The organism is Microbacterium oryzae (assembly GCF_030406385.1).
Taxonomy (GTDB): Bacteria; Actinomycetota; Actinomycetes; order Actinomycetales; family Microbacteriaceae; genus Microbacterium; species Microbacterium oryzae_A.
Map to the genome: position 1 here is coordinate 47,978 of NZ_JAUEPM010000010.1, position 25,333 is coordinate 73,310.

Annotated in this window: 25 protein-coding genes; 8 read left to right on the plus strand and 17 right to left on the minus strand. The window is 70.8% G+C overall.

Going from position 1 to position 25,333, the window contains the following annotated elements:
* Positions 1-34: 34 nt before the first annotated feature.
* On the plus strand, positions 35-853 hold the full coding sequence (locus QWJ90_RS13345; protein WP_290108344.1) for a ParA family protein: 819 nt from the start codon (positions 35-37) through the stop codon (positions 851-853).
* Positions 854-1,200: 347 nt separating this feature from the next.
* Here the strand turns inward: QWJ90_RS13345 and QWJ90_RS13350 are convergent, their stop codons facing one another.
* From QWJ90_RS13350 to QWJ90_RS13360, 3 genes are all read right to left on the minus strand, one after another.
* On the minus strand, positions 1,201-1,740 hold the full coding sequence (locus QWJ90_RS13350) for a MerR family transcriptional regulator (RefSeq protein ID WP_290108345.1): 540 nt from the start codon (positions 1,738-1,740) through the stop codon (positions 1,201-1,203).
* A gap of 131 nt (positions 1,741-1,871) precedes the next feature.
* Positions 1,872-2,552: a transcriptional regulator FtsR gene (gene ftsR, locus QWJ90_RS13355; RefSeq protein WP_290108346.1), complete on the minus strand. Its 681-nt coding sequence runs from the start codon at positions 2,550-2,552 to the stop codon at positions 1,872-1,874.
* A complete protein-coding gene (locus tag QWJ90_RS13360; RefSeq protein WP_425486984.1) occupies positions 2,552-3,055 on the minus strand; it encodes an FHA domain-containing protein in 504 nt (167 codons plus the stop codon). Before QWJ90_RS13360 ends, ftsR begins: the two co-directional genes overlap by 1 nt.
* A 152-nt stretch (positions 3,056-3,207) precedes the next feature.
* Here QWJ90_RS13360 and QWJ90_RS13365 point away from each other — a divergent pair, with 152 nt between their 5' ends.
* Positions 3,208-3,900: a copper resistance CopC family protein gene (locus QWJ90_RS13365; RefSeq protein ID WP_290108347.1), complete on the plus strand. Its 693-nt coding sequence runs from the start codon at positions 3,208-3,210 to the stop codon at positions 3,898-3,900.
* Positions 3,901-3,963: 63 nt separating this feature from the next.
* A complete protein-coding gene (gene lpdA / locus QWJ90_RS13370; protein ID WP_290108348.1) occupies positions 3,964-5,364 on the plus strand; it encodes a dihydrolipoyl dehydrogenase in 1,401 nt (466 codons plus the stop codon).
* A 74-nt stretch (positions 5,365-5,438) separates the two neighbouring features.
* Here the strand turns inward: lpdA and QWJ90_RS13375 are convergent, their stop codons facing one another.
* From QWJ90_RS13375 to QWJ90_RS13410, 8 genes are all read right to left on the minus strand, one after another.
* Entirely contained in the window at positions 5,439-6,047 is a 609-nt protein-coding gene (locus QWJ90_RS13375; protein WP_290108349.1) for a CYTH domain-containing protein, read from the minus strand.
* The gene (locus QWJ90_RS13380; protein ID WP_290108350.1) at positions 6,047-6,289 is read right to left on the minus strand and encodes a response regulator; all 243 of its coding nucleotides are present in this window, start codon (positions 6,287-6,289) and stop codon (positions 6,047-6,049) included. The genes QWJ90_RS13375 and QWJ90_RS13380 overlap by 1 nt, the downstream gene beginning before the upstream one ends.
* 4 nt (positions 6,290-6,293) lie before the next feature.
* Positions 6,294-7,328 (minus strand): YihY/virulence factor BrkB family protein, encoded by a 1,035-nt coding sequence (locus tag QWJ90_RS13385; protein WP_290108351.1) that lies wholly within the window; start codon positions 7,326-7,328, stop codon positions 6,294-6,296.
* Positions 7,329-7,363: 35 nt separating this feature from the next.
* Positions 7,364-7,834 carry a prepilin peptidase gene (locus QWJ90_RS13390; RefSeq protein ID WP_290108352.1) on the minus strand — a complete coding sequence of 157 codons (471 nt, stop codon included), beginning with the start codon at positions 7,832-7,834 and terminating at the stop codon, positions 7,364-7,366.
* A gap of 53 nt (positions 7,835-7,887) precedes the next feature.
* Positions 7,888-8,364 (minus strand): SsrA-binding protein SmpB, encoded by a 477-nt coding sequence (smpB, locus tag QWJ90_RS13395; RefSeq protein ID WP_290108353.1) that lies wholly within the window; start codon positions 8,362-8,364, stop codon positions 7,888-7,890.
* A 54-nt stretch (positions 8,365-8,418) separates the two neighbouring features.
* Positions 8,419-9,330, minus strand: a complete 912-nt coding sequence (gene ftsX / locus QWJ90_RS13400; protein WP_290108354.1) for a permease-like cell division protein FtsX — start codon at positions 9,328-9,330, stop codon at positions 8,419-8,421.
* Positions 9,327-10,445, minus strand: a complete 1,119-nt coding sequence (gene ftsE / locus QWJ90_RS13405) for a cell division ATP-binding protein FtsE (RefSeq protein WP_290108355.1) — start codon at positions 10,443-10,445, stop codon at positions 9,327-9,329. Before ftsE ends, ftsX begins: the two co-directional genes overlap by 4 nt.
* 75 nt (positions 10,446-10,520) lie before the next feature.
* The gene (locus tag QWJ90_RS13410) at positions 10,521-11,936 is read right to left on the minus strand and encodes a sugar porter family MFS transporter (RefSeq protein WP_290108356.1); all 1,416 of its coding nucleotides are present in this window, start codon (positions 11,934-11,936) and stop codon (positions 10,521-10,523) included.
* 117 nt (positions 11,937-12,053) lie between these two features.
* On the opposite strand from QWJ90_RS13410, the gene QWJ90_RS13415 reads away from it, so the two are divergent.
* A complete protein-coding gene (locus QWJ90_RS13415) occupies positions 12,054-12,629 on the plus strand; it encodes a TetR/AcrR family transcriptional regulator (protein WP_290108357.1) in 576 nt (191 codons plus the stop codon).
* A gap of 58 nt (positions 12,630-12,687) precedes the next feature.
* The gene (locus QWJ90_RS13420; RefSeq protein ID WP_290108358.1) at positions 12,688-13,791 is read left to right on the plus strand and encodes an LOG family protein; all 1,104 of its coding nucleotides are present in this window, start codon (positions 12,688-12,690) and stop codon (positions 13,789-13,791) included.
* Here QWJ90_RS13420 and QWJ90_RS13425 read toward each other — a convergent pair whose 3' ends face one another.
* Complete coding sequence (locus QWJ90_RS13425; protein ID WP_290108359.1) at positions 13,792-15,186, minus strand: FtsX-like permease family protein; 1,395 nt, start codon at positions 15,184-15,186, stop codon at positions 13,792-13,794. It abuts the gene before it with no gap.
* Positions 15,183-15,914, minus strand: a complete 732-nt coding sequence (locus tag QWJ90_RS13430) for an ABC transporter ATP-binding protein (protein WP_290108360.1) — start codon at positions 15,912-15,914, stop codon at positions 15,183-15,185. The genes QWJ90_RS13425 and QWJ90_RS13430 overlap by 4 nt, the downstream gene beginning before the upstream one ends.
* 473 nt (positions 15,915-16,387) lie before the next feature.
* Between QWJ90_RS13430 and QWJ90_RS13435 the strand changes: the two genes are divergently transcribed.
* Positions 16,388-18,763, plus strand: coding sequence for a DUF222 domain-containing protein (locus QWJ90_RS13435; protein ID WP_290108361.1), 2,376 nt, complete (start codon positions 16,388-16,390; stop codon positions 18,761-18,763).
* A 63-nt stretch (positions 18,764-18,826) separates the two neighbouring features.
* Positions 18,827-19,321, plus strand: coding sequence for a nucleoside deaminase (locus tag QWJ90_RS13440; RefSeq protein ID WP_290108362.1), 495 nt, complete (start codon positions 18,827-18,829; stop codon positions 19,319-19,321).
* A 93-nt stretch (positions 19,322-19,414) separates the two neighbouring features.
* Here QWJ90_RS13440 and pepN read toward each other — a convergent pair whose 3' ends face one another.
* On the minus strand, positions 19,415-21,907 hold the full coding sequence (gene pepN, locus QWJ90_RS13445; protein WP_290108363.1) for an aminopeptidase N: 2,493 nt from the start codon (positions 21,905-21,907) through the stop codon (positions 19,415-19,417).
* A 41-nt stretch (positions 21,908-21,948) separates the two neighbouring features.
* Between pepN and QWJ90_RS13450 the strand changes: the two genes are divergently transcribed.
* Positions 21,949-22,395: an acyl-CoA thioesterase gene (locus QWJ90_RS13450; RefSeq protein ID WP_290108364.1), complete on the plus strand. Its 447-nt coding sequence runs from the start codon at positions 21,949-21,951 to the stop codon at positions 22,393-22,395.
* Position 22,396: 1 nt separating this feature from the next.
* On the opposite strand, the gene QWJ90_RS13455 is transcribed toward QWJ90_RS13450, so the two are convergent.
* The 3 genes from QWJ90_RS13455 to QWJ90_RS13465 are packed head-to-tail and all read right to left on the minus strand — an operon-like array spanning position 22,397 to position 25,183.
* On the minus strand, positions 22,397-23,350 hold the full coding sequence (locus QWJ90_RS13455; protein ID WP_290108365.1) for a diacylglycerol/lipid kinase family protein: 954 nt from the start codon (positions 23,348-23,350) through the stop codon (positions 22,397-22,399).
* Positions 23,351-23,380: 30 nt separating this feature from the next.
* The gene (locus QWJ90_RS13460) at positions 23,381-23,593 is read right to left on the minus strand and encodes a hypothetical protein (protein WP_290108366.1); all 213 of its coding nucleotides are present in this window, start codon (positions 23,591-23,593) and stop codon (positions 23,381-23,383) included.
* Positions 23,594-23,626: 33 nt separating this feature from the next.
* Complete coding sequence (locus tag QWJ90_RS13465; RefSeq protein ID WP_290108367.1) at positions 23,627-25,183, minus strand: gluconokinase; 1,557 nt, start codon at positions 25,181-25,183, stop codon at positions 23,627-23,629.
* Positions 25,184-25,333: the final 150 nt, after the last annotated feature.

A 25,333-nucleotide genomic window follows, 5' to 3' on the forward strand; every position in this document is an offset into this window, starting at 1 on the left:
CGCCCTCAGCTTAGAGGAGGGTAGGTTAGACGACGTGCACGTACTCAGCGTCAGCTCTCTCAAGGGAGGCGTCGGCAAGACGACCGTGACCCTCGGGCTCGCTTCGGCGGCATTCTCGCGGGGTATCCGGACTCTCGTCGTCGACCTCGACCCGCAGTCGGACGTCTCGACCGGCCTGGACATCCAGATCGCCGGTCACCTCAATGTCGCCGACGTGCTCGAGAACCCGAAGGAGAAGGTCGTCCGCCAGGCGATCACCGCCAGCGGCTGGACCAAGGTGCACGCGGGCGTCATCGACGTCCTCATCGGGAGCCCGTCGGCCATCAACTACGACGGCCCCCACCCCACCGTCCGCGACGTGTGGAAGCTCGAGGAGGCGCTCGCGTCGGTCGAGGCCGACTACGACCTGGTGCTCATCGACTGCGCGCCGTCGCTCAACGCCCTCACGCGCACCGCATGGGCGGCGAGCGATCGCGTCGCCGTCATCACCGAGCCGGGGCTCTTCTCCGTCGCCGCCGCCGACCGGGCACTGCGCGCGATCGAGGAGATCCGCCGCGGCCTGTCGCCGCGTCTGCAGCCCCTCGGCATCGTCGTGAACCGCGTGCGACCGCAGTCGATCGAGCACCAGTTCCGCATCAAGGAGCTGCGCGACATGTTCGGCCCGCTGGTGCTCTCGCCCCAGCTTCCCGAGCGCACGTCGCTGCAGCAGGCGCAGGGCGCCGCGAAGCCCCTGCACGTGTGGCCGGGCGAGTCCGCGCAGGAGCTCGCGGCCGACTTCGACCAGCTGCTGGACCGTATCGTCCGCGCCGGACGCATCCCGGCCCCCGAGGCCGGCGCCGCCCCAGCCGAGTGACCCGCGGCGGGCGACCCGCCCGCGGCACCCCCGTGTCTCACTTATCGCCGCTTTGACGGGCTCATTCCCGCACGCAGTGAGACATGGCCACCCCACCACGACACCCATGTCTCAGTTGCGGGCCTTATGACCCGCTAATACCCGCACGCAGTGAGACATGGCCACCCCACCACGACGCCAATGTCTCAGTTGCGGGGCCTATGACCGGCTGATACCCGCACGCAGTGAGACATGGTCATCCGGCGCGGAGACATGGCATCCGGCGCGGAGACAGGGCCGCACGACGCAACACGACAGGGCCGCACGACGCGACCCGTCCGGCCGGGCGCGGCTCAGCGGATGACCGGTCAGGCGGTGCGACGCGAGCGACGGGCGGCGAGCTCGTCGACGGGGTCGGGAGCGGCGGGATCGAACGCCACGAGGGTCGACTCCACCTCGCGCAGCACGCGTCCGACGGCGATGCCGAACACGCCCTGTCCGCGGCTGACGAGATCGATGACCTCGTCGTTCGACGTGCAGAGGTACACCGAGGCGCCGTCGCTCATGAGCGTCGTCCCCGCGAGATCGCGGATGCCCGACGCGCGCAGCTGATCGACGGCGATCCGGATCTGCTGCAGCGAGATGCCCGTGTCGAGCAGGCGCTTCACGAGCTTCAGCACGAGGATGTCGCGGAAACCGTAGAGACGCTGGGATCCCGATCCTGTTGCGCTGCGGATGGTTGGCACGACGAGCTCCGTACGGGCCCAGTAGTCGAGCTGACGGTAGGTGATGCCGGCCGCGCGAGCCGCCACCGCGCCACGGTAGCCAGCCTCGGGGTCGAGCTTCGGGAGACCGTCGGTGAAGAGCAGGTCGGCGGTGAAGCCGGCCGATGCGGGATCCTCAGCCATCGTGATCCTTACTCCTCACGTTCGATTCCTGTCCACCGTATGGCAGGGTGCGGGCGCCGGCAACGACATCCGCTCCGAGCGGGCGGCGTGTCGAGACAAGCGTTATGAACGTTATGAAACGCGGGCCGACGTCACGGCAGGATGCGCTCGAGCGCCTGACGGACGAAGATCCCGCGCACCTCGTCGAGGCGTCCGGCGAGCTCCGGACCGAGCTCGCCCGCGCGGGCGCGAGAGCGCGGATCGGCGCGCCGCATGAGCGGCGTGAGCGCCTGATCCACCAGGTCGGCGTCGCGGTCGGCGCTCTGCTTGACCGCCCGCAGGTGGCGCGGCTCGATGCCGTGACGGTCGAGCGCGACGAACGCGCGCAGCAGCGCCACGGCGTGCTCGTCGTACATCTCCGACGCCTGCATGAGGCCGATGCTGATGGCGTCGTTGAGGAGCTGCGGGGCCGCACCGGCGGTCGCCAGCAGGTCGGCCCGCGTGTACGAGCGAGCCGTCGGATGGATGGACGTCGGCAGCGGGAGCCGCTCGCCTCCGTTGGCATCCACCTCGTCGAGGTGCTCGCGGATCACGCTGAGCGGGAGGTAGTGATCGCGCTGGAGCACGAGCCCCAGCCGCAGGCGCTCCACGTCCTGCGGTGAGAACTTCCGATAGCCGGAGGGCGTGCGCTGGGGTGCGACGATGCCCTGCTCCTCGAGATAGCGCAGCTTGCTCGAGGTGAGGTTCGGAAACTCGGGGGTGAGCTTCGCGAGCACCTGGCCGATGCTCAGCAGCGCCGCTGTCGCGCTTCGCTCTGCGGCAGCGGCTGCCATCAGGCGCCGGCCCCCGCGATGTCTCGGGGGGAGGCGAAGAAGTTGAAGCGGAACTTGCCGATGCGCACCTCTGCGCCGTTGTGCAGCACGGCGCGGTCGACGCGCTCGCCGTCCACGTAGGTGCCGTTGAGGGAGCGCTGGTCGATGATCTCGAACGAGGTGCGGTCGCGCGTGATCTCCGCATGGCGGCGCGACACCGTCACGTCGTCGAGGAAGATGTCGGCTTCCGGATGGCGGCCGGCGGTCGTGACCTCGGCATCGAGCAGGTAGCGGGCGCCGGCCGTGGGCCCCGAGCGCACGAGCAGGAGCGCGGCGCCGGATGGCAGCGCCCCGACCGCGTCGAGCTCGGCGGTGGACAGCTCGCCCGCGAACGGGACGAACGACAGATCGGCGTCATGTCCGAAGGTCTGCGTGACGTCTCCGGAGCCGTCGTGGCCTCCAGACGTCGGTCCGACATCGCGTCGGATCGAGGCCGAATCCGGCCGGTACTGCGCATCTGACACGCTCGACCTCCCTTTGGTGTCCCACCCTATCGGATCCAAGGCGGTGCTGACGGGGCTCTCAGCGCCTCCCAAGGGGGATCGGGATGGACTCGGGGCGCCACGCGTGGACCGCGCGAGCGCCGCTCAGGATCCGCGGATATCGTCGAGGTGTCATGGTCGCCTTCTTCATCTCATCGCGCTCCCACCGATCCACGCGTCTCGGCGCCGCCACGGCCATCCTCGCCGCGGCCGTGCTCGCGCCCCTCCTCTCCCCTGCCGTGGCCTCCGCGCATGACGCGCTCGTAGGCACCGCACCCGCTGAGGGCGAGACGGTGCAGACGCTGCCCGACGAGGTGACTCTCACGTTCAGCGGCTCCCTTCTGCAGGGCGCTCCGCAGGCCGTGTTCGTGACAGACGCCTCGTGCCCCGGCATCGTCGACGCGGAGCCCGGCCGCGTCACCATCGACCGCGACGCCTGCCACGATTACGCCGCGGGTGACGCGGTGGCCGCTGGCCCCATGCTCCGGCAGAAGCTTGACGCAACCGGGGCACCGGCCGGCGAGTACACCGTCATCGCGAGTGTGACCTACGGCGACTCGCACAGCGAGGACAAGATCTTCCGGTTCACGACCACCGAGGCGGCGGATGGCGCGCCCTCGGCCACGCCGGAGCCGACGATGACGACGCAAGCCGAGCCCGCGCCATCCGCGACCGCCGCCCCGTCCGCGGCCGCCGAGGAGGGGACGCCGGCTGACGGCGATTCCTTCCAGCGGAACCTGCCGTGGATCATCGGCGGCGTCGTCCTCGTCGCGGGCGGCGGCGCCCTCGTCGCCGCGCTGCTCGCCCGCTCGCGCCGGTCCTCCTGACCGGCACCGCCATCCGTCACGCCACCGGCGTTCTGCACTCCTCACACAGATAGGGTTGATCACATGGCTCACTACGACGTCGTCATCCTCGGCGCGGGCCCCGGCGGGTACGTCGCCGCCGTCCGCAGCGCCCAGCTCGGTCTCAAGACCGCCATCATCGAAGAGAAGTACTGGGGCGGTGTCTGCCTGAACGTGGGCTGCATCCCCTCGAAGGCGCTCCTGAAGAACGCGGAGCTCGCTCACACGCTCAAGCACAAGTCGGACTTCTTCGGCATCTCCGGCGAGGTCACCTTCGACTATGGCAAGGCGTACGACCGCTCGCGTGAGGTCGCGAACGGCCGCGTCAAGGGCATCCACTTCCTCATGAAGAAGAACAAGGTCGTCGAGTACGACGGCCGCGGCACCTTCACGGGCCCGAAGGCGATCTCCGTCGCCAAGTCGGATGGCTCGACCGAGGAGGTGACGTTCGACAACGTCATCATCGCGACGGGCTCGAAGGTCCGTCTGCTGCCGGGCGTCACCCTCAGCGAGAACGTCGTCACGTACGAGGAGCAGATCCTCTCGCGCGAGCTGCCCGGCTCGATCGTGATCGTGGGCGCCGGCGCCATCGGCATGGAGTTCGCCTACGTTATGTCGAACTACGGCGTGGACGTCACGGTGGTCGAGTACCTCGACCGCGTGCTCCCCAACGAGGACGCCGACGTCTCCAAGGAGATCGCGAAGCAGTACAAGAACTACGGCATCAAGGTCCTCACCGCGACCAAGGTCGAGTCGGTCGTCGACAACGGCTCGAACGTCACCGTCTCGTACACGCCCAACGCGGGCGGCGACACCCAGCAGGTCACCGTTGACAAGGTGCTCATGTCGGTCGGGTTCGCGCCGAACGTCGACGGCTTCGGCCTCGACAAGACCGGCGTGCAGCTCACCGACCGCGGTGCCATCGCGATCGACGACTACATGCGCACGAACGTCGACGGCATCTACGCCATCGGCGATGTCACCGCGAAGCTGCAGCTGGCGCACGTCGCCGAGGCGCAGGGCGTCGTGGCGGCCGAGACGATCGGCGGCGCGGAGACCATGCCGCTGGGCGACTACCGCATGATGCCGCGCGCGACGTTCTGCTCGCCGCAGGTGGCCTCGTTCGGTCTCACCGAGCAGCAGGCGAAGGACGCCGGCCACGAGATCAAGGTCTCGACGTTCCCGTTCATGGCCAACGGCAAGGCGCACGGCCTCGGCGAGCCCGTCGGCTTCGTCAAGCTCGTCGCCGACGCGGAGCACCTCGAGCTGCTCGGCGCCCACATGGTCGGCCCCGACGTGTCGGAGCTGCTGCCCGAGGTCACGCTCGCGCAGAAGTGGGACCTCACCGCCCACGAGCTGGCGCGCAACGTGCACACGCACCCGACGCTGTCGGAGGCGCTGCAGGAGGGCTTCCACGGGCTCGCCGGCCACATGATCAACTTCTGATCCACTGACGCGAGAAGGCCGCCCCATCCTCGGATGGGGCGGCCTTTCTTCGTGCCGCGTGGTGTCCGTTCCGGTCAGCGGCCCAGAGCGCGGGCGAGCTTGGAGGCGTGCGACGCCTCGCGGGCGCCGGCGGCCAGCGCCGCCCGGGCGACGGCGTCGAAGAACGCGGCCTTGTCGGCGGGAGCGGCGGCTCCGAGCTCGATCTCCCACTCATGCCATTCGCGCTCGTCGCCGGCGCGCAGGTCGGCGGTGCGGACGTGGTCGTCCACGAACTCCGCCAGGACGCCGCCGTCCGCGTCGCGCAGCTCGTACGCGGTGCGGTGGTTGACGATGCGCGCGAGCGGCGCGAGCGGTGCGGTGGTCCACTGCGCGACCTCGGCCGCGACGCCCGCCGGAACGCTCTCGTCCGGGCCGAGCGGCCATCCGAGCTCGACCCGGCCGCCGTCGACGAGGGGACCCTTGATGTGCCAGCCCTCGTCGGGTCCGCCGGTGCGGCGCCGCAGTGCCACGCCGGCGCGCGCGAGCGCGAGGTCGTCGGTGTCGAGGTAGAGGGCGTCGAGGTGGCGCTCCTCCCCTCCCGACACCGAGGCGACGCCGGGCACGTCCGCCCACGACGGAACGGGCGTGCCCGCGTCGACGTCGAACTTGCGCTCGATCTCGACGAAGCGCGTGGGATCCGTCATCAGCTGCGGTGCTTCACGTCGCCTTCGCCCTCGCCGTCCTGGACGAGGCGATCCTCCGCCTCCTCGAAGCGGAAGGCGACCTCCGTCGCTCCGTCGTCGGAGCCGGTGTTCTCTGCCTCACCGGAACGGGTGTAGACGACCTGGGTCTCCGAATACGGGAGGATCAGGCGGTCGAGGTCGGCGTCGTCCAGGGGAAGGGTCTGCCCGTCGAGGGGGCCTCCGTGCAGTCGTGCGATAGCCATACCCTCACGATAGACGCGCTGCGAGCTGCCGGCGCTCCTCGCGCTCGGATTCGCGCGCGGCCTCGAGCGCGTCGACCGCCACGCGCACGTCGCGCTCGGCCATCCGCACCCTGCGCTGCACGAGCGTCTCGGCGCCGTAGCGCTCCTGCAGGCGATTCTGGCTCTCCTCCACGCGCACGACGATGTAGCTGCAGGCGAGGAGGATCACCTGCGCGGACAGGTTGAACCACAGCAGCAGCGCGATGAGCGAGCCGAAGGAGGCCAGCAGCGGGTTGCGGTCAGCGGCGCCGGCGAACAGGCCCGACAGCTGCTGCAGCACCGTCAGCCCGAGGCCGCCGAGGAGCGCGCCCGACCAGACGGCGCCGGCCGGCGCGCGCACGCCCGAGAGCAGCCGGAAGAGCCACGCGATGATCACGGCGTCGAGCGCGAACGTCGTCGCGAGCGCGGCCAGGCGCGTGAGGATCTCCGCCCATCCCCCGCCGGCCAGCCCCAGCCATCCGAGGACCGTCTCGATGAAGGTGGACCCGAGGAAGGTGAGGATGGCGGCGGCCAGGAACAGCACGCCGACCGACACCGCGAAGAGCAGGTCGCGCAGCAGCAGCCAGACGACGAGGACGTCGTCGTGAGCGGTGCCGGCGATCATGCGGATGGCCGTACGCGCGTTGCCGATGGCGCCGATCGCCGCCCAAGCGAGCGCCACCGCCGACACGATGCTGAGCCAGAGGCTGGCGCCGAGCGCGCCGCCGAGGCTCTCCGCGTCGATGATCCCCTCGTCGTCGCCGTTGCCGACGAGCCCAGGGATCGCCTCGTTCACCGCGTCGATGAGCGCGTGCCAGAGGTCGCTGCGTGAGCTGAGCCAGAGCGCGGCGACGGCGAATCCGAGCGCGACGGCTGCGAAGACCGAGAACAGGGCGCGGAAGCTCACCGCCGCCGCGAGGAGGCCGCCCTGCTGCTCGACGAAGAGCAGCGCGGCGCGCACGAGGCGCCGGCGGAGAAGCCACGCGAGCGCGTCTCTGACCCATCTCTCGACCGACGACATGCACACACGTTACCCATGCGCGCGGGCCAGCCGGCTCATGCCACGAGGAGGCCCGCCCACGCGCCGAGGATGATCCAGGGCCCGAACGGAATGCGCGACTGCCGCTCGATGCGTCGGGCTGCCAGCAGCGCGAGGGCCCACACCGCACCCGCCACGAAGGCCGCCGCTGCCCCTGCGAGCAGCGCCGGCCATCCGTGCCAGGCGAGGAAGACGCCCACGAGCGCCGCGAGCTTCACATCGCCGCCGCCCATGCCGGCGGGATCGACCGCCCGCAGCGCGAGGTAGAACGCGCCGAGCGCGAGTCCGCCGATCACGGCCCGCGCCAGCGCGACGCCGTCGTGCGTGGCGGCGGCGTGCAGCGCGATGAGGGCGAGCAGCGCCGCGGCAGACGGCAGCACGATCCGGTCGGGCAGCCGGTGCTCGTCGATGTCGATGCGGATGAGCACGGCGCCGATCGCGAGGAACCCGGTGTAGACGAGGGCGGTCAGGAGCGCGTCGACCTGCATCGCGCCAGGCTAGGCGCGATCGCGGGGGTGGCGCAGAAGCCTGTGGAGAGCCGTCACTCCCCCATGCGGTTGCGCATGCGCATGGCGCGCTCGGCCTCGCGCTTGTCCTGCCGTTCGCGGAGCGTCTGACGCTTGTCGAACTCGCGCTTGCCCTTCGCGACGCCGATCTCGACCTTCGCGCGCCCGTCGAGGAAGTACAGCCGCAGCGGCACGAGGGTGTAGCCGCCGGCGGAGACCTGGTGGCTGAGCTTGATGATCTCCTCGCGGTGCAGCAGCAGCTTGCGCACGCGCTTCGAGGAGTGGTTGGTCCAGGTGCCCTGCGCGTACTCGGGAATGTGCACGGCGTCGAGCCACGCCTCGTTCCCGTCGATGTACGCGTAGCCGTCGCTGAGATTCGCGCGTCCCTGGCGCAGGGACTTCACCTCGGTGCCGGTGAGCACGAGGCCGGCCTCGTACGTCTTCTCGATGCTGTACTCGTGACGCGCGCGACGATTCGTCGCGACGACCTTCTCACCCTGTTCCTTGGGCATGCGCTCACCTCCTCGGCTCTCGGCACGCAGCCTTCAACCCTAGCAAGGCTCCGACTACGCGCGGAGCCAACGGCGGATGGCGAATCCGGCGGACAGTGCCGCGAGGGCGACGCCCACGACGATGAGCACGGGGACGACGATCCAGGCCTCCCCGATCCCGACCCACGGGATGGCGTACATCTCGTTGACGAGATATCGCTCGACGCCGAAGTGCACGCCCGCGAGCACGGCTGCTCCGGCGAGGGCGGCGCCGATGAACGCGGCGAACACGCCCTCCAGCACGAACGGCGTCTGGATGAAGCGGTTCGATGCGCCCACGAGGCGCATGATCGCCACCTCGCGACGCCGCGCATACGCCGACAGGCGGATGGTCGTGGCGATGAGGAGCACGGCGGAGACCAGCATGAGGGCGGCGATGCCGATCGCGATGTACGTCGCGATGGTGAGCGTGGCGAAGAGCGGATCGAGGTACTCGAGCTGGTCGGTGATCTCCTCGACGCCGTCGACGCCCGTGAACGCCTCGACGATGACGTCGGACTGGCTGGGGTCGACGAGGTTGACGTGGAACTCGGCGCTCGTCTGCTCCGCCGTCAGCAGGCTCGCATAGTCCTCGCCGAGGTTCTCGACGATGGAGTCGTACGCCTCCTCGGGCGACAGGTACGTGTACCCCTGAATGAGCGGCGACAGCGTCGGCCCGTCGAGCTCGGCGCGCACCGCCTCGATCTGCTCCTCGCTGGCCGTACCGTCCGCGCACGTGTCGCCCGTCGACAGCGGCGAGCACATGTAGACGTCGACGAGCGCGCGGTCCTGGAAGTAGGCGTTGGTCTTGGCGATCTGCGTCTGCATGAGCACCGCCGCGCCCACGAAGGTGAGCGACACGAAGGTCACGAGGATGACCGAGACGACCATCGAGGCATTGCGACGCAGACCCTGCAGGGCCTCGCCGAGGACGAGTCCGAGTCTCATGACGTGGGTCCCACTTCCTCGTCGCCGGACTCGAGTCCGAGCCGGTCGACCATCCCGATCGCGTCGTGGTCCACGCGGCGGCTGCGGCGTCGACGGCCGCCCGCATCGGATGGCGCGGAATCGGCCGTGCGCGCCGGCTGCGCCGTGCGGCCGGGCACGGCGGATGGCGCGGGCTCGGCAGGCGGGAGGGGCTCGCCGGGCGGGATGGCGGCGTCGACGGATGTCACGGGCTCGGCGGGCGGGGCGATGACGGTGGGGTGCACGACCTCGTCGACGACCTCCTCCACGGCCTCCACCGCGCGCTGCGCGGCGGCCTTCGTCTGCGCGTCGGCGGTCGCCGACACCTCGCGCTGGACGTCGAGGACAGCGGTGAGGGCGGCGATGGCCGCCGCGCCGCGCTCGGCCTCGGGCTGCAGCGTCTGCACCACCGAGGTGTCGCCGTACCCGCCGCGGCGGTCGTCGCGCATGAGCTCGCCCTCGCGCAGCTCGATCACGCGTCGCTGCATCTGGTCGACGAAGGTGGCCTCGTGGGTGGCCATGACGATCGTGGTTCCCGTGGCGTTCACCTCGGCGAGGATCCGCATGATGTCGACGGAGGTCGTGGGGTCGAGGTTGCCGGTGGGCTCGTCGGCGAGGAGGAGCTGGGGCCGATTCACGAGCGCGCGCGCGATCGCCACGCGCTGCTGCTCGCCGCCGGAGAGCTCATGTGGCATGCGCTTGCCCATCTCGGCCAGGCCGACGCGCTCGAGCGCCTCGGGGACGGCGTCCTTGATGAACGCTCGCGAGCGGCCGATCACCTGCAGGGTGAATGCGACGTTCTGCGCGACCGTCTTCGACTGCAGCAGGCGGAAGTCCTGGAACACCGAGCCGATGTTGCGGCGGAAGTAGGGGGTGCGACGCGAGGTGAGGGTCTTCGTGTCGCGCCCGAGGGCGACGACGCGGCCCGAGGAGGGCAGATCCTCGCGGAGGATGAGGCGCAGGCAGGACGACTTCCCGGAGCCCGAGGCTCCGACGAGGAAGACGAATTCGCCGCGCTGGACCTCGAAGTCGATGTCGCTGAGGGCCGGCTTCGCCGTTCCCTTGAAGCGCTTGGTGACGTGTTCGAACCGGATCATGGCCTACCGAGCCTAAGCCGCGGCGCGACCGCGTCCCCCAGCGACATGCCCTCCCGGGGCGTTGTCAGCGGGCGCTCAGGTCATCTCCTCCAGCTCGCGCCCCTTCGTCTCCTTCACGCGCCACAGCACGAAGAAGAACGACAGCAGCGAGAAGAACGCGTAGAACCCGTACGCGAAGGTCAGGCTGATGCTGCTGAAGATCGGGAACGTCGTCGAGATGAAGAAGTTCGCGAGCCACTGGGCGGCGGCGGCCACGGCCAGGGCGCTCGCGCGGACGCGGTTGGGGAACATCTCCCCCAACAGCACCCACACCACTGGACCCCACGTGGCGCCGAAGCCGACGACGAAGAGGTTCGCCGCGATGAGCGCGATGATCGACCACGGTGCGCCGAGCTGCGCGCTCGTCGAGCCGTCGTCCGCCGTGACGAGCTCCGCGAACGAGAACGCGAGCGCCATCGTGCCGAGCGCGATCGTCATGAGCACGGAGCCTGCCAGCAGCAGTGCGCGGCGTCCGACGCGGTCGACGAGCAGGATGGCCACGATCGTCACGACGATGTTCGTCACCGACGTGATCACCGACGTGGTGAGGGCGCTCGACTCGTCGAAGCCCACCGACCGCCAGAGCGTCGTGGAGTAGTAGAAGATGACGTTGATCCCGACGAACTGCTGGAACACCGACAGGAGCAGTCCCACCCAGACGATGGGCTTCAGCCCGAGCGCGGGCCCGGCGAGGTCGCGCAGCGATTCGGCCTTCTCGCTGTCGAGCGAGTCGCGGATTTGCTGGATTTTGAGGTTCACGTCGGGCTCGCCCGTGAAGTCGAGGAGCACCTGGGACGCGCGATCGTAGTCGCCCTTCCGCACGAGGTAGCGCGGCGACTCCGGCAGGCGCAGCGACATGACGCCGTAGACGATGGCCGGGATGGCCTCGGCCATGAACATCCATCGCCACGCGTCGATGCCGAACCACAGCACCTCGTTCGAGCCGCCGGCCACGGCGGCGAGGAGCGCGTTCGACAGCAACGCGACGAAGATGCCGCTGACGATCGCGAGCTGCTGCAGCGAGCCGAGGCGACCGCGGATGCCCGCGGGCGACACCTCCGCGATGTAGGCGGGGGCGATGACCGACGCCGCACCGACGCCGAGACCGCCGATCACGCGCCAGACGATGAGGTCCACGACGCCGAAGGCGAGGCCCGAGCCGATCGACGAGATGAGGAACAGGATCGCCGCCACGAGCATGACCGGCACTCGACCGCGTCGGTTGGCGATGGAGCCGGCGAACCAGGCGCCGGCGACGCAGCCGAGGAGCGCCGACGACACGGCGAAGCCCTTGATGGCCGCCGCCAGCTCGAAGTCCGCGGCGAGCGCGTCGACCGCGCCGTTGATGACGGCGGTGTCGAACCCGAAGAGGAATCCGCCGAGGGCCGCGGCGATCGCGATGCCGATGACCCGGCCACTCGTTCTCCTGTACCGCTGTGGCTGCTTGTGCATCGCTCATCCTCTCCGATCCGGGGTCTCCGGTTCAGCGAGCCTTTCGCGCCGTCGTTTCCAGCGTCAAGGGGTTGCGGCATGCCCGCATTCCAAGTCGTCATCGGGCAGACTGGGAGGATGACGGGTGACCCTCGAGCTCTCCGCAGTCGACGGCGACTGCAGGATGCTCTGCGGTGTCTGCTCGAGCGCGAGGAGCTCACCGAGATCGGCGTCTCGGAGCTCTGCCGGGCGGCGGGGGTCCACCGCACGACCTTCTACGGCCACTACACGAGCGTCGGCGATGTCGCGTCGGACCTGTACGCGAGCTGGCTCGACGACGTCGCGGAGTTCCCCGTCGCCCCGTCCGACACCATCGACGCCCTCGCCGCCCACTACCTCGAGGCGACCGCCGCCGTTCTCCGCAGCGTGACGGCCGAGCGCCGCACGCTGCGCGCGTTGCTGGCATCGGAGTTCTCGCTCGACTTCCGCCGCCGCCTGCAGTCGCTCTTCGACGCGCGGATCGCAGCCGCCATCGCGCACTTCCGGCAGCGTGGCCTCGACGCCGAGTTCGACGACGCGCTCGGCGCAGCCTTCGTCGGCGGCGGCTTCGTCGGCGCGGTGCTGCTGTGGGTGACGAGCGAGGAGGAAGACGAAGACGCTTTCACCCGCGGGATCCTCGTGCACACCCCCGCCTGGTGGCCGCGCCTCGACTGACCTGCGCACGCCCTCCGAGGTTCGTCCGCCGCTGTGCGACGCGCGATAGCGTCGAACCATGAGGCAGCGGCGCGGACGGATCGTCACGGTCGAGTCGCTCGACGAGCTCGACGCACGACTGTCGGATGGCGCGCGCCGCCTGCGCGGATGGCGCATCGTCGGGCTCGACCTCACGCAGCGGTCCGCGGCCCTCGACGCATGCGACACGTCGCGGACCACCTTCGCAGGGTGCCGCTTCGCCCCCGGCGACGAGACGAAGCACGCGCTGCGCGGCGCACTCGTCCTCCCCGACGTCGACGTCGCGCCCGTCGACCCCCAGCGTGACGCGCTGTACACCGCCGACGAGCTATACGACGCGCCGACCTGGAAGACCTCGCTGGATGGCCGCGCCTACGCCTGGTCGCAGCACGATCGCTCCCGCGAGTCGGTGCTCGTGCGGGTGCTGCACGACGCCGGCGTCGACGCCGCGCTCGAGCGGTGGCTGGATGGCCGGCACCTGGTCGGCGTGATGGGCGGGCACGCGATGCAGCGCGGTGACGCGGCGTACGCCGAAGCCGCGCGTCTCGGCCGCCTGCTGGCCGCCGATCGCGGGAGCGGACGCCTCGTCGTCGCGACCGGTGGCGGACCGGGCGCCATGGAGGCCGCAAACCTCGGCGCCCGCCTGGCCTCCCGGCCGCCTGAGGAGCTCGACGCGGCCCTGGCGGCGCTCAGCGGCCATCCGTCGTTCCATCCCTCGGTCGACGCATGGGCCGGCGCGGCGCGGGCGGTGATCGCCGCGACGGGCGATCCGGTCGCCTCGCTCGGCGTGCCGACGTGGCACTACGGGCACGAGCCGCCGAACCTGTTCGCGACGGTCATCGCGAAGTACTTCCGCAACGCGCTGCGGGAGTCGATCCTGCTGCAGCTGTGCGATCGCGGCATCGTGTTCCTCCCCGGGGCGGGTGGGACCGTTCAGGAGATCTTCCAGGACGCGTGCGAGAACTACTACGCAACCCCGGAGACCGTGGGCGAGATGGTGCTCGTGGGCCGCGAGTACTGGACGCGGACGTACCCCGCCTGGCCGCTCCTCGACGCTCTCGCGGCGGGAAGGGCGATGGCGGGGCACGTGCACCTGGTCGACACCGTCGACGAGGCGGCGGAGGTCGTGCTCGCCGGGAGCTGACTACTCGGCGCGCTCCGGCTCGAGGAGCACCCGGGTGAGGACCGGACGGGTCGCCCGCAGTGCGAGCCAGACGAGCAGGATCCCGCCGGCGATGCACGCCGCGATGACGAGCACCGACACCGGCGCCGTGATGAGCGACAGGCTCAGCAGCGGGGCGACGAGGGCGACGCCGGCCAGTGCGGCGACGATGACCGTGAACAGCAGCGGTCCCATGGTCGCGCGGGTGCGGGCGGCCTCCATCGTGTCGCGCGGCATGCCGACGCGGTCGAGCGCCACGTAGAGCGCACGTCGGTCGAGGATGGCCGCGGCCTGGTTCACGCCGACCGAGCACGCGACCATGAGGAACGAGATGGCGAGCGTGATGATGACGCCGGTGCGGATGTCCGCGATGAGGGAGTCGTCGTCGGCCGAGGGCAGAGTCCCCGCGTACGCCGTGCCCGCTCCGCCGACCACCGCGACGAACGTCGTCATGGCGAGTCCGCCGACCTGGCGCCACGCCGCCCTCGGAGACTCGAGAACCGTCCGCGCCGCGATGAGACGGTCAGGGGTCTTCGCTCGCTTCACGCGCATGCGCGCGTGGACGCCGATGAGCCACGGGCCGATGATGCCCAGGACGCCGACGCCGGCGGCGAAGCACGCGCCGACGGCAGCGACCACGAAGGCGTAGCTCGGCAGGGCGTCGAGGGCGCTCAGCACGCCCGCCGCCACGACGACGACCACGACCGCGATGACCGCGCGGACGGACCGCACCCGCGGCGCATCCTGCTTCGTGCGGACTCCGAGGGGCGAGATGACCACGCGCCGCAGGCCGACGCCCGCACTCACCGCCGCCACCAGTGCGACCGCCACGACGACGGCGATGGTCATCCACGGACCCGCCCACAGCGCGCCGGGGCCGATCGGCTCGTCGAGGAACGAGATGGATCCCGCCAGCGGCACGATGACCGCGTGCAGGGCGACGCCCGCGACCGCGCCGACGACCGCGACGGCGGTCGACTCGAGCACCGTCATGGTGGTGACGAGCTGCGGCGTCGCGCCGAGCAGACGCAGCGTCGCCAGCCGGTCGTCGCGGCGGCGGGCAGACAGCCGTGCAGCGGCGCCGCCGAGCGACATGAGCGGCACCGCCAGGATGGCCAGGGCGACGATGCTCAGCAGCTGGTACAGCTGCACGAGGCCGGCACGATCCTGCGGCCAGCTCCAGAACATGAGCACCCCGCCGACGACGGTCAGCAGCAGCGCGGTCGCCACCGCGAACGCCACCGCCGGCAGCACGAGCGCCCCAGCGCTCTGGGCGCTCGGGCGCGAGAGATGCCAGGTGAGACGCAGGAGCGGCGCACGACCGGAGGCGCCGGCGAGGGGCGCGGGAGGCGCCATCCGCTGGACGACGGCGGTCATCGCGCGACCGCCGCCGCGGTCTCGTCGGCGACGACCTTGCCGTCGCTCAGGCGGACGATGCGCGTGCAGCGCGCGGCGACCCGGGGGTCGTGGGTGACGACGACGAGCGCGTGCCCCTGGTCCAGGGTCGCGTCGAGCAGCGCGGTCATCACGTCGACCGAGGTCGCGGAGTCGAGGGCGCCGGTCGGCTCGTCGGCGAACACCACGCGAGCGCCGGTCGCCTGCGCGCGGGCGATCGCCACGCGCTGAGCCTGACCTCCCGAGAGCTGGCCGATGCGACGACTCTCCATCCCGGCGAGGCCGAGCGTGGCGAGCCAGCGCGCGGCATGCTCCTGCGCCTCGCCACGCGGGTGCCCGGTGAGCATGAGGGGCAGGGCGACGTTCTCGACGGCCGTGAGCTCGGGCAGCAGCAGACCCTGCTGGAAGACGAACCCGAATTCCTCGCGCCGCAGCCGCGATCGCTCGGAATCCGGCAGCTCGTGGACGAGGCGCCGACCCGCGCGGGTCTCCAGAGCCACGGTGCCTGAGTCGGGCGCGATGATCCCCGCGAGCACGTGCAGCAGGGTGGTCTTGCCCGAGCCCGACGCGCCCATGATCGCGACCGCCTCGCCCGGGCGGAGGTCGATGTCGACGCCGGCGAGGGCGTACGTCGCACCGTAGGACTTCGTGAGCGCGCGGGCGCTGAGCAGCGGTGCGGCAGATGCGGGCTGAGGGGCTGAAGTGTGCATGGTTCCACTCCATCGGATGGCCGTGCTCCCGTCGTCCGCCGAAGGGAGCGCCTGCGTCATCCTCGCGATGTATCCCGGAGCTGGTGCGGCGCGGAGCGGGGACGGCGGGCGGTGCGGCGGGCGGGGGCCGGACGGTCCGCTGTGGCCGGCGGTTGCCGCACTCCGCGTCCGTCGGACTTCCGGATGCCGCGAACAGGGGCAGGAGTCACCACGGGCAGGATGGCGGTTGCCGCAGAACGCGTCCATCGCGATTCCGATCGCCGCGTTGCGAGGCAGCAGTCGAGCCGCACGCGCGGACCCGGCGACGGCCCGCAGTACGCCTCTCTTCTTCCGCCACAAGGGGGCGGCGCGCCCATCTCGTTCGTCGAGCGAGCGGAGCGAGAGGAGACGCCCCGGGGGACATTTCCGATTCCTTTGCTTCTGGCCTGTGGATAACTCACGGGAATGTCGGTGGTGGCTTTTAGCGTGGGGGTATGTCGAAGGGGACTGAGCGGGGTGAGGTGTCGGGGGTTCCGTGGGAGCCCACGGACGCCGAGATCTCCGCGACCCTGCAGCTGCTGGACCGGTTGGTGGAGGCGCGCCGGTTGCGGGCGGTGGCGGATGCGATGGAGGTCGATGCTCTCGCGGAGGCGTCGCGGATCGCGTGGGCGCAGATGGGGCGGGCGGAGTCGGATTCGCGGTTCGTGTTCCCGATGCGGTCGATGGCGGGAGAGATCGCTGCGGCGGTGCATGAGTCGAAGGGCCGCACCCAGGCGCGGATGTCGGACGCGTATGTCCTCGCCGAGCGGTTCCCCGCCACCGTGGAGGCGTTGCGGGAGGGGCGGATCACGCTGCGGCATGCGGATGTGATCCGCCGGGTCGGGGAGGACCTGCCCGCGGAGGTGTGGGGGCTGTTCGAGGGGGCTCTTCTTCCAGTGGCGGAGGAGGTGTCACCAGGGGTGCTGCGCGGTTTCGCGATCCGGGTGGCGGAGCAGCTGCATCCGCGGTCGTTCCGGGAGCGGCACCAGGACGCGTTGAAGCGGCGGACGGTGTGGTCGGAGGACCTCCCCGACGGGCTCGCGGAGCTGCACGTGGTGGGGGATGCGGTGAAGATCCACGCCGTCCGGGACCGGTTGCAGCGGATGGCGCGGGCGTACACCCGGTACGTGCGCGCGCAGGAACGCCAACGGGAGCGCGAACAGGCCGCCCAGCAGGAACACGCCGACCGGGAGCAGCGCGAGGGGGAACAAACCCAACGCGAACGCGCCGAACGCGACCGCGCCGAACGCGACCGCGCCGAGCGCGACCGCGCCGAACGCGAGCAGGGTCAGGGCGAGCGGACCGAGCGGGAGCGGTGGGAAGACGAGCGGGCAGAACAAGAGCCTGCTGGACGCGCGGATACCGAGTCCGAGGCGTCGGAGGCTGACGCGTCCGAGCGAGAGCAGCACGACGAGCCGGGGTCGGGGGTGGATCGGTGGTGGTTGAACGTGTCTGAGGAGGACGAGAAGCTGTTCGGTGAGCTCCTCGAGGCGTCGTGCACCGGCAACGGCGGAAGGCTCCGCGGAACGACCACCCAACCCGATACCCGGTACGGCATGCGAACCGGAGGAGACGACGGGACCGATTCCCCTGGAAGCATGAACGGCACTCGTCCTGCCGGCCCCCTCGTCGACGGACCGCTCGAGGGGGTGCCGCCGGATGGGTGGCCGGACGACGAATCAGGGGATGTCGATTTCGTGGCGGTCGCGAGTGTGCAGGAGGTGGAGGACTGGTTGCAGTCCATCCAGGACCGGATCCTCGAAGCCGAACCGGGAGATCCGTGGTGGCCGCCCGATTCCCCCGATCCCGACCCAGACGACATCGACTCACACGACGCCGGCCCGGACGGTGAGGAGGTCGATCTCAGCGTCGACGAACTCGACGCTTTGTATGCAGCATGGTGCGCGGACATCGGGCTCCCGGCCCCGAACGACAGCGACTCGGCCCCAGGCCCCGGCGCTGCTGGTTCGTTGGCGAGGGCTGTGTCGGAGCCTGCTGAGCTCGAGAGGGTCGCTGCTTACAAGCGGCGGGCCGAGGCGTGGGCGGATGAGCGCAACCGGGCGCAGGTCGCGTCCGACATGGCGTTGGAGATGCTCCTGACCGGGACGGTCGATGCGCATTCCCGGATGAATGGGGAAGACCTCGCTTTGAACGCGATCCGGGCGAACATCCAGGTCACCGTCCCTGCCACCACCCTCGCCGGTGTCGACGAGGACACGGCGTTCCTCACCGGGAACGGGCCCGTCGACGCGGCCACCGCGAGGCGCCTCGCCAGCGAGGAACCGGGCTGGGACCGGTTGTTCCTCAATCCCGATACCGGGGCGCTGGAGACCGTGGACAGGTACACCCCCACCCCGGCGCAGAAGCGGTTCCTCCGGGCGCGGGACGAGGTGTGCCGCACGCCCGGGTGTGAGAACCTCGCCGCCCACGCCGACCTGGACCACACCATCCCGTACTCCCAGGGCGGGAACACCCGCGTGTCCAACCTCGAGGCCCTCTGCCCGGGATGCCACCAGGACAAGCACCACACCCCCTGGACCGTCCGGCAGATCCGCCCCGGCGTCCTCGAATGGACCAGCCCCGCCGGCCGACGATACGTCGACCACCCCCTCCCACAGGTCCGCTTCGGCATCGTCAACAACGCCAGCAACGCCGCAACACGCGCCGCAGAAGCGGCGAAGGCCGCGCGCGACAAGGCGAAGGCCGCACATGAGGACAAGCGCGGCGACCAGACCGCGCCCGCGGCCGGCAACGTGGATCCGACGCAGCGTGGCTTTTCGGACGGCGGCCGCTGCACCGAGGGTGGCGACGAGCACGAGGAGGGCAGGTGACCACCGCGACTTCCGCGCTTGTCGTCCGAGGAGCACGACCTCGCGCGCTGGTACCGTCGCCGCATGAGCGACACCGCTCCCCTGTCAGATGCCGACCTCGCACACCTCCGGCGGTGCGTCGACCTCGCGAAGGAGGCGCTCGACGACGGGGACGAGCCCTTTGGCTCGCTCCTCGTCGGTGGGCGGGGCGAGGTGCTCTTCGAGGACCGGAACCGCGTGAAGGACGGCGATGCGACACGGCATCCGGAACTCGAGATCGCTCGCTGGGCGGCGGCAAATCTGACGCCCGACGAGCGGCGGGATGCCACGGTCTACACGTCGGGCGAGCACTGCGCGATGTGCGCGGCCGCCCACGCATGGGTCGGGCTCGGACGGATCGTGTATGCCTCCACCACCCGTCAGCTCACCGAGTGGCACCGCGAGTGGGGCATCGCGCCAGGGCCCGTGGCGCCGCTGCCGATCACGGACGTCGCTCCGGGCATCGAGGTCTCCGGCCCGGCCCCGTCGCTCGCGCCCGAGGTCCGAGCGCTGCACGCCCGGATGCACGGGCGCGCCTGACCGCAGCGGCGCGACCAGCTGCTCGGCCGCAAGGGACCGGCGCAGCGAGCGGCCGGCCCGGCCGAGCGCCGCCCGCCCGGCCCCGCCGCCCGACTACTGCGCCGCGCGCACCCGCAGCTCCCGGGCGAGGTGATCGCGCTGTTCGACCACGATCCGTCGCAGGGCTGCCGGTGCGTCCTCGTTCTCCGCCAGCCACCGGTCGACGAGCTCGAGCGAGTCCGACCCCGGGAACAACCCGCGCACGAGGCGGCCGGCGATCTCGATGCTGCGCTCGTCCCATGCGTTTCGGATCCGCGCGAAGTACTCCGCGTCGAACCGCGCGATGAGATCGCGGCGTCCGCCCGCACGGAAGCCGGCGATCGTGGCGGAGAGGTGGTCGTTTGTGAGGCTGAAGTCGTCCCAGGCGGACGTCCACGCCGCGGCCCGCACGCCGGCTTCCGGACGAGCTGCGAGCACCTCGATCCGCGAGGTCCGTCCGTTCGCGGTGTCGTCGCGCGCGAGTTCGGCATCGGCATCCGCCGCCGACGCGTGCCCCGTCGCGGCGAGCGCAGCGAGCCACGACCAGCGCAGCTCGGGATCGAGCGCCAGTCCCTCCGGCGCGACCGCCGACCCGTCGAGCATGCCGCGCAGTTCGTCGGCGTGCGCGTCTTCCACGGCTGCGGCCGCGCCCACCGCGCGCGCCCACGCGAGCTGCGCGTCGGAGCCCGGCGCGGACTCGACCATCCCCCGCCAGGCCGTCTCCAGCCATCCGCCCCGCTCGTCGGCTCGCGCAGTGGCGGCCGTGTAGTGCTCCACGGCGAACCCGGCGTTGGCGAGCACACCGCCGAGGAGCGCGACATTCGGCTCCGCCGGGGCGTGACGGCGCACGATCTCGAGGTAGCGTGCAGTTGCCAGCTCGCCGTCGCGCACCGCATTCCACAGCGCCGACCACACGAGGCCGCGAGCGAGGGCGTCGTCGATCGTCGACAGCGCCTCCGTCACGGCGTCGAGCGAGCGCTCGTCGAGGCGTGCCTTCGCGTAGGTGCGGTCGCCCTCGTTGGGCAGGATGAGGTCCGCATCGGGCGCAACGGGAAGCACGACGGTCGTCCGCTCGTCGCGGATGTCGAGGTCGACGGCCGCGCGGCGCACGAGCCGCCTGTCGTCGAGCGCGTACAAACCGAGAGCGAGGCGGTGCGGACGCGGATCGGTCTGCACGACGACGAGCTCGCCATCTCCCCGCTCGACCGAGATCGTCGACACGCCGGTCGTCTCGAGCCAGGCGCGCGACCAGCCGCGGACGTCGCGACCGGAGACCTCCTCGAGCTGCACGAGCAGGTCCTCGAGCGTGGTGTTGCCGAACGCGTGCGCGGCGAAGTAGCGGCGAGCGCCCTCGAAGAACGCCTCCTCGCCCACGAACGCCACGAGCTGCTTGAGCACCGACGCCCCCTTGGCGTAGGTGATGCCGTCGAAGTTGAGCTTCGCCGCCTCCAGGTCAGGGATGTCGGCGACGATCGGATGGGTCGTGGGCAGCTGATCCTGCTGGTACGCCCAGGCCTTCCGCCGGTTCGCGAAGGTCACCCACGCGTCCGTGTACTGCGTGGCGACCGCCGCGGCGTGCGAGCCCATGTAGTCGGCGAAGGACTCCTTGAGCCACAGGTCATCCCACCAGCGCATCGTCACGAGATCGCCGAACCACATGTGCGCCATCTCGTGAAGGATGGTGTTGGCGCGTCCCTCATGCTGGGCGACGGTCGACGCGCCGCGGAAGACATACGACTCGGTGAAGGTCACGAGCCCGGGGTTCTCCATCGCCCCGAGGTTGTACTCCGGAACGAAGATCTGGTCGTACTTGCCCCACGGATAGGCGTACGCGAACGCCTCGCTGAAGAAGTCCAGGCCCTGTCGCGTGATCTCGAGGACCTCGTCGGCGTCGAGGTGCTGGGCGAGCGAGCGTCGGCACAGCACGCCGAGCGCGACGGTCTGGGCGTCGCCCGTCCACTCCCCGTCGACCCGGTGATACGGGCCCGCCGCCACCGACGTGATGTAGCTGGAGATGGGCAGCGTCGGGGCGAACTCGATCTCCTGCGTGCCATCCGTCTCGGTCCACGCGACCGCGCTCTGGTTCGACAGCACCTGCCATCCGCTCGGCGCGACGATGCGGAACGTGTACCGGGCCTTGATATCCGGCTGCTCGAAGCACGCCATCACGCGGCGGGAGTCCGCCGGCTCGTACTGCGTGTAGAGGTAGGTCTCGCCGTCGACCGGGTCGACGAAGCGGTGAAGCCCCTCGCCCGATCGGCTGTACGCACCGCGCGCCACGATGCGCACGCTGTTGTCGGCGCCGAGCCCGGTCACGCGTATCCGCGCGCCGTCCCACTCGACCGCCTGCTGCGCGTCGTTCACCTCGACCGACTCGACCGCCTCGCCGATGAAGTCGATCCACGTCTCGGCGGTCGTCGCGTCGAACTCGATCGTGCTGACGGTGGGGAACCCCGTCTGCGTCGGGTCCGGCGCGCCGGTGAGATCGAGTTCGACCCGGATGGCGCGGGCGGTGATGGCCGCGGATCGCGCGGCCGCTGCTTCACGGCTGAGGTTGGCGCTGTTCACCCATCCATGCTGTCACGCGGTCTGGGCGTAGGCTGGCCGCGATGAGCACTCCCGACACCGACGGCATGAACTTCCACACGCGCAAGTGGATCCGCCCCGAGGACCTCAATGCCAACGGCACCCTGTTCGGCGGCAGCCTGCTGAAGTGGATCGACGAGGAAGCGGCGATCTACGCGATCATCCAGCTCGGCAACTACCGCGTCGTGACGAAGCTCATCTCGGAGATCAACTTCCAGGCCTCCGCGGTGCAGGGCGACCTCGTCGAGATGGGGCTCATCGCCACCCACTTCGGCCGCACGTCGCTCACCATGCGCGCGGTCGTGCGCAACATGATCACGCGGAAGACCATCCTCACGATCGAGAAGATCGTCTTCGTGAGCATCGGGGACGACGGTGTTCCCTCGCCGCACGGCTACGACTCGATCACCTACAAGCGCGATCGCATGCCGACGCAGCATTCCGCGACCGGGACCATCCGCCTGCCCTAACTCAGCGGACGGACACCGCTCCGGCCTGGATCTCGACGGCGAAGCCCTCGACCTCGCCGATCTCCTCGCCGTCGACCTCGAGCACGCGCGGGCGCGGCAGTCGCACGTCGACGGCGGTCGCGCGCGAGTGCGCGGCCGTCGAGGTGCTCTCGGCCTTATCGGTCGCGCCGAGCATGCGACGCACGCCGTTCTCCCACATGAACGAGCGCATGGTGTCGAGCCAGCCTGCGAGGCCCTCCGCGCTCAGCATCAGCAGGTCCAGTTCGCCGTCGGACGGGTTCGCGTCGGGCATGAGGGCGATGCCGCCCTGCAGCATGCCGCAGTTGCCGACGAGCAGGGTGTGCCCCGCCGCGGTGACGAACTCGCCGTGGTCGACTGCGATCCGCATCTCCACCACTTCGCTCGCGTTCACGGCGCGAGCGAGCGACTCCACGTAGGCCAGCCATCCGACCCGGCTCTTCAGGTCGTCACTCGTCTCGACGATCATGTGCGCATCGATGCCGAAGCCCGCCATCACGCTGAATGCCATGCGCGTCGGCTCACCCGCGAGCTCGGTCTCGAGCCATCCCAGGTCGAGGGGCCGCGTATCGCGTGCGAACGCCCTGGCGAAGGCAGCCGCGGGATTGGCGAGCGGGATGTCGAGGTTGCGCGCCAGCAGGTTGCCGGTGCCGAGCGGGACGATCGCGAGCTCCGCGCCGGCGCCCGGCTCGGCGAGCCGCTCGACGACCGCCCGCACGGTGCCGTCGCCGCCCGCGGTGACGATCACCTCGGCGCCCCACTCGAGGGCCAGTTCGGTCACGATCTGCCCGGGGTCCTCGGGCGTCGTCTCCCACCACGAGATGTCGGGAAGCTCGTCGGTCAGCGCCGTGTGGAGGGCGGCGTCGAGCCCGCGCTCGAGCACCTGGCGCTCGGTCTTCGCGGGGTTCCAGATGATGGCCATCCGCTCGTGTGCCATGCGTTCCCTCTGTTCAGCGGCACGGCCCGGTCAGTCCCCCGGGACGACGAGGTGAGCCTTCTTCGCCTGCTTGCGATTGCGTTCCTTCGCGAAGATCTCCTTCGCATCAGCTGGGTCCAGTCTGCCCTCCGCGAGCATCCGGATCGGACAACGTCTGCAGCGCGGCTTCGACTTGCAGCAGGTCTTCTTCGGCTTGTCCCGCTTGCCGGACTTGCCCTTCTTGCCCTTCTTCCCGGAGCCCACCTCGTCATGGTAGGCGCTTGCGTCTCCCGCCGGTCAGAACGAGATGGGAAGCGACGGGGTGAGCCGTCGCAGCCGCGTGTACGTCGGCAGCAGCGCGTCGTACAGCTCGTCGAACACCGGCAGCAGCGCGCGGTACACGGCGGAGTCGCCCGGATGCGGGCGGATCGTCTCGTGCACCGGCAGGCGCTGGGCGGCGACGTCGATCGATTCGATGAGTCCGAGCGCCTGCATCCCGAGGAGCGCCGCGCCGTAGCTCGACCCCTCCTGGCCCTCCAGCAGCCCCACCGGCGCGCCGAACGCGTCGGCGAGCGTCTGCTGCCAGAGCGGGTGCTGCATGACGCCGCCGGTGGCCCGGATCTCCTGCACCTCGAGATCGGCGGCGCGCATGGACTGCAGCACGAGCGCCAGCTGCATCGCGACGCCCTCGACGGCCGCGCGGACGAGATGCTCGGTCCGATGCGCGCGCGTGAGCCCGATGTAGGAGCCCCGCGCGATGCTGCTCCAGTGCGGCGCGCGCTCGCTCAGCAGGTACGGCAGCATGAGCAGCCCGCCGGATCCCGCCGGCACGGTGGCGGCGGCGTCGAGGAGCTCGGCGGTGGTGAGCTCGTGTCCGCCGGCGATCTCCGAGCGCACCCAGTCGAGCGTGACGCCGCCGTTGTTGATGGCGCCGCCGATCACCCAGCGGTCCTCCGTGAGCGCGTAGCAGAACACGCCGCCGCGCGGATCGACGGCCGGACGGTCGACGGCGACGCGCAGCGCGCCGCTCGTGCCGATCGAGCAGGCTGCGACGCCGGGGCGGACGGCGCCGACGCCGAGATTCGCGAGGGGGCCATCCCCCGCTCCCACGACGACCGGAGTGGCGGCGGGCAGCCCCGTGCCCGCAGCGCCCTCCTCGGTCAGCGTCTCGAGGATGGTCGTGGTCGGCACGAGCTCCGGCAGCTGCTCGGCGCGGATGCCTGCGAGCGACAGGGCCTCCTCGTCCCACTCCAGTCGATGGATGTCCATGAGCCCCGAGCAGGATGCCAGCGAATGGTCGATGACGAGCGCCCCGCACATCCGCAGCAGCACCCAGTCCTTGATGCCCGCCCAGATCGCGGTCTCCTGGCGGATCCGCGGCTCCTGCTCGCGGAACCAGATGAGCTTCGTCAGCGGCGACATGGGGTGGATGGGCGTGCCGGTGCGACGGTGGAGGGCCAGGCCCGCAGCCGACGCACGCAGTCGCTCGGCCTGGACGGCCGCGCGCGTGTCGGCCCAGGTGACCACCGGGGTCAGGGGCCGCAGGGTCGCGTCGAGCGCCATCAGCGAGTGCATCGCCGACGAGAACGACAGCCCGGCGACGCGCTCCGCGCCGATCTGCCCCACGACCTCTCGGATGGCCTGGTAGACGGCTTCGAGGATGAGGTCGGGATCCTGCACGGCGTGGCCGGGGTGCGGCTCCTCCAGCGGGTAGCCGCGCGAGGCCGAGGAGACGAGGTCGCCGTCCACCGTCCACGCGACGGCCTTCGTCGCGGTCGTGCCCATGTCGACTCCGATGACGATGTCACGGGCGGCTTCCAGGCCGGTCCCGGTGCCGTCCGCTGCGCCCGTCATAGGTCGGCGCTCGGGAGGGCGATGACGACCTTGCTCGATGTCTGCGAGTCGCGGGCGAGGGCGAAGGCGTCGGCGACGTCGTGGAGCGGCACGACGTGGGTGACGACCTGCTCGATCTCGGGCCGTGCCGCCAGCAGCGTCACGGCCTCG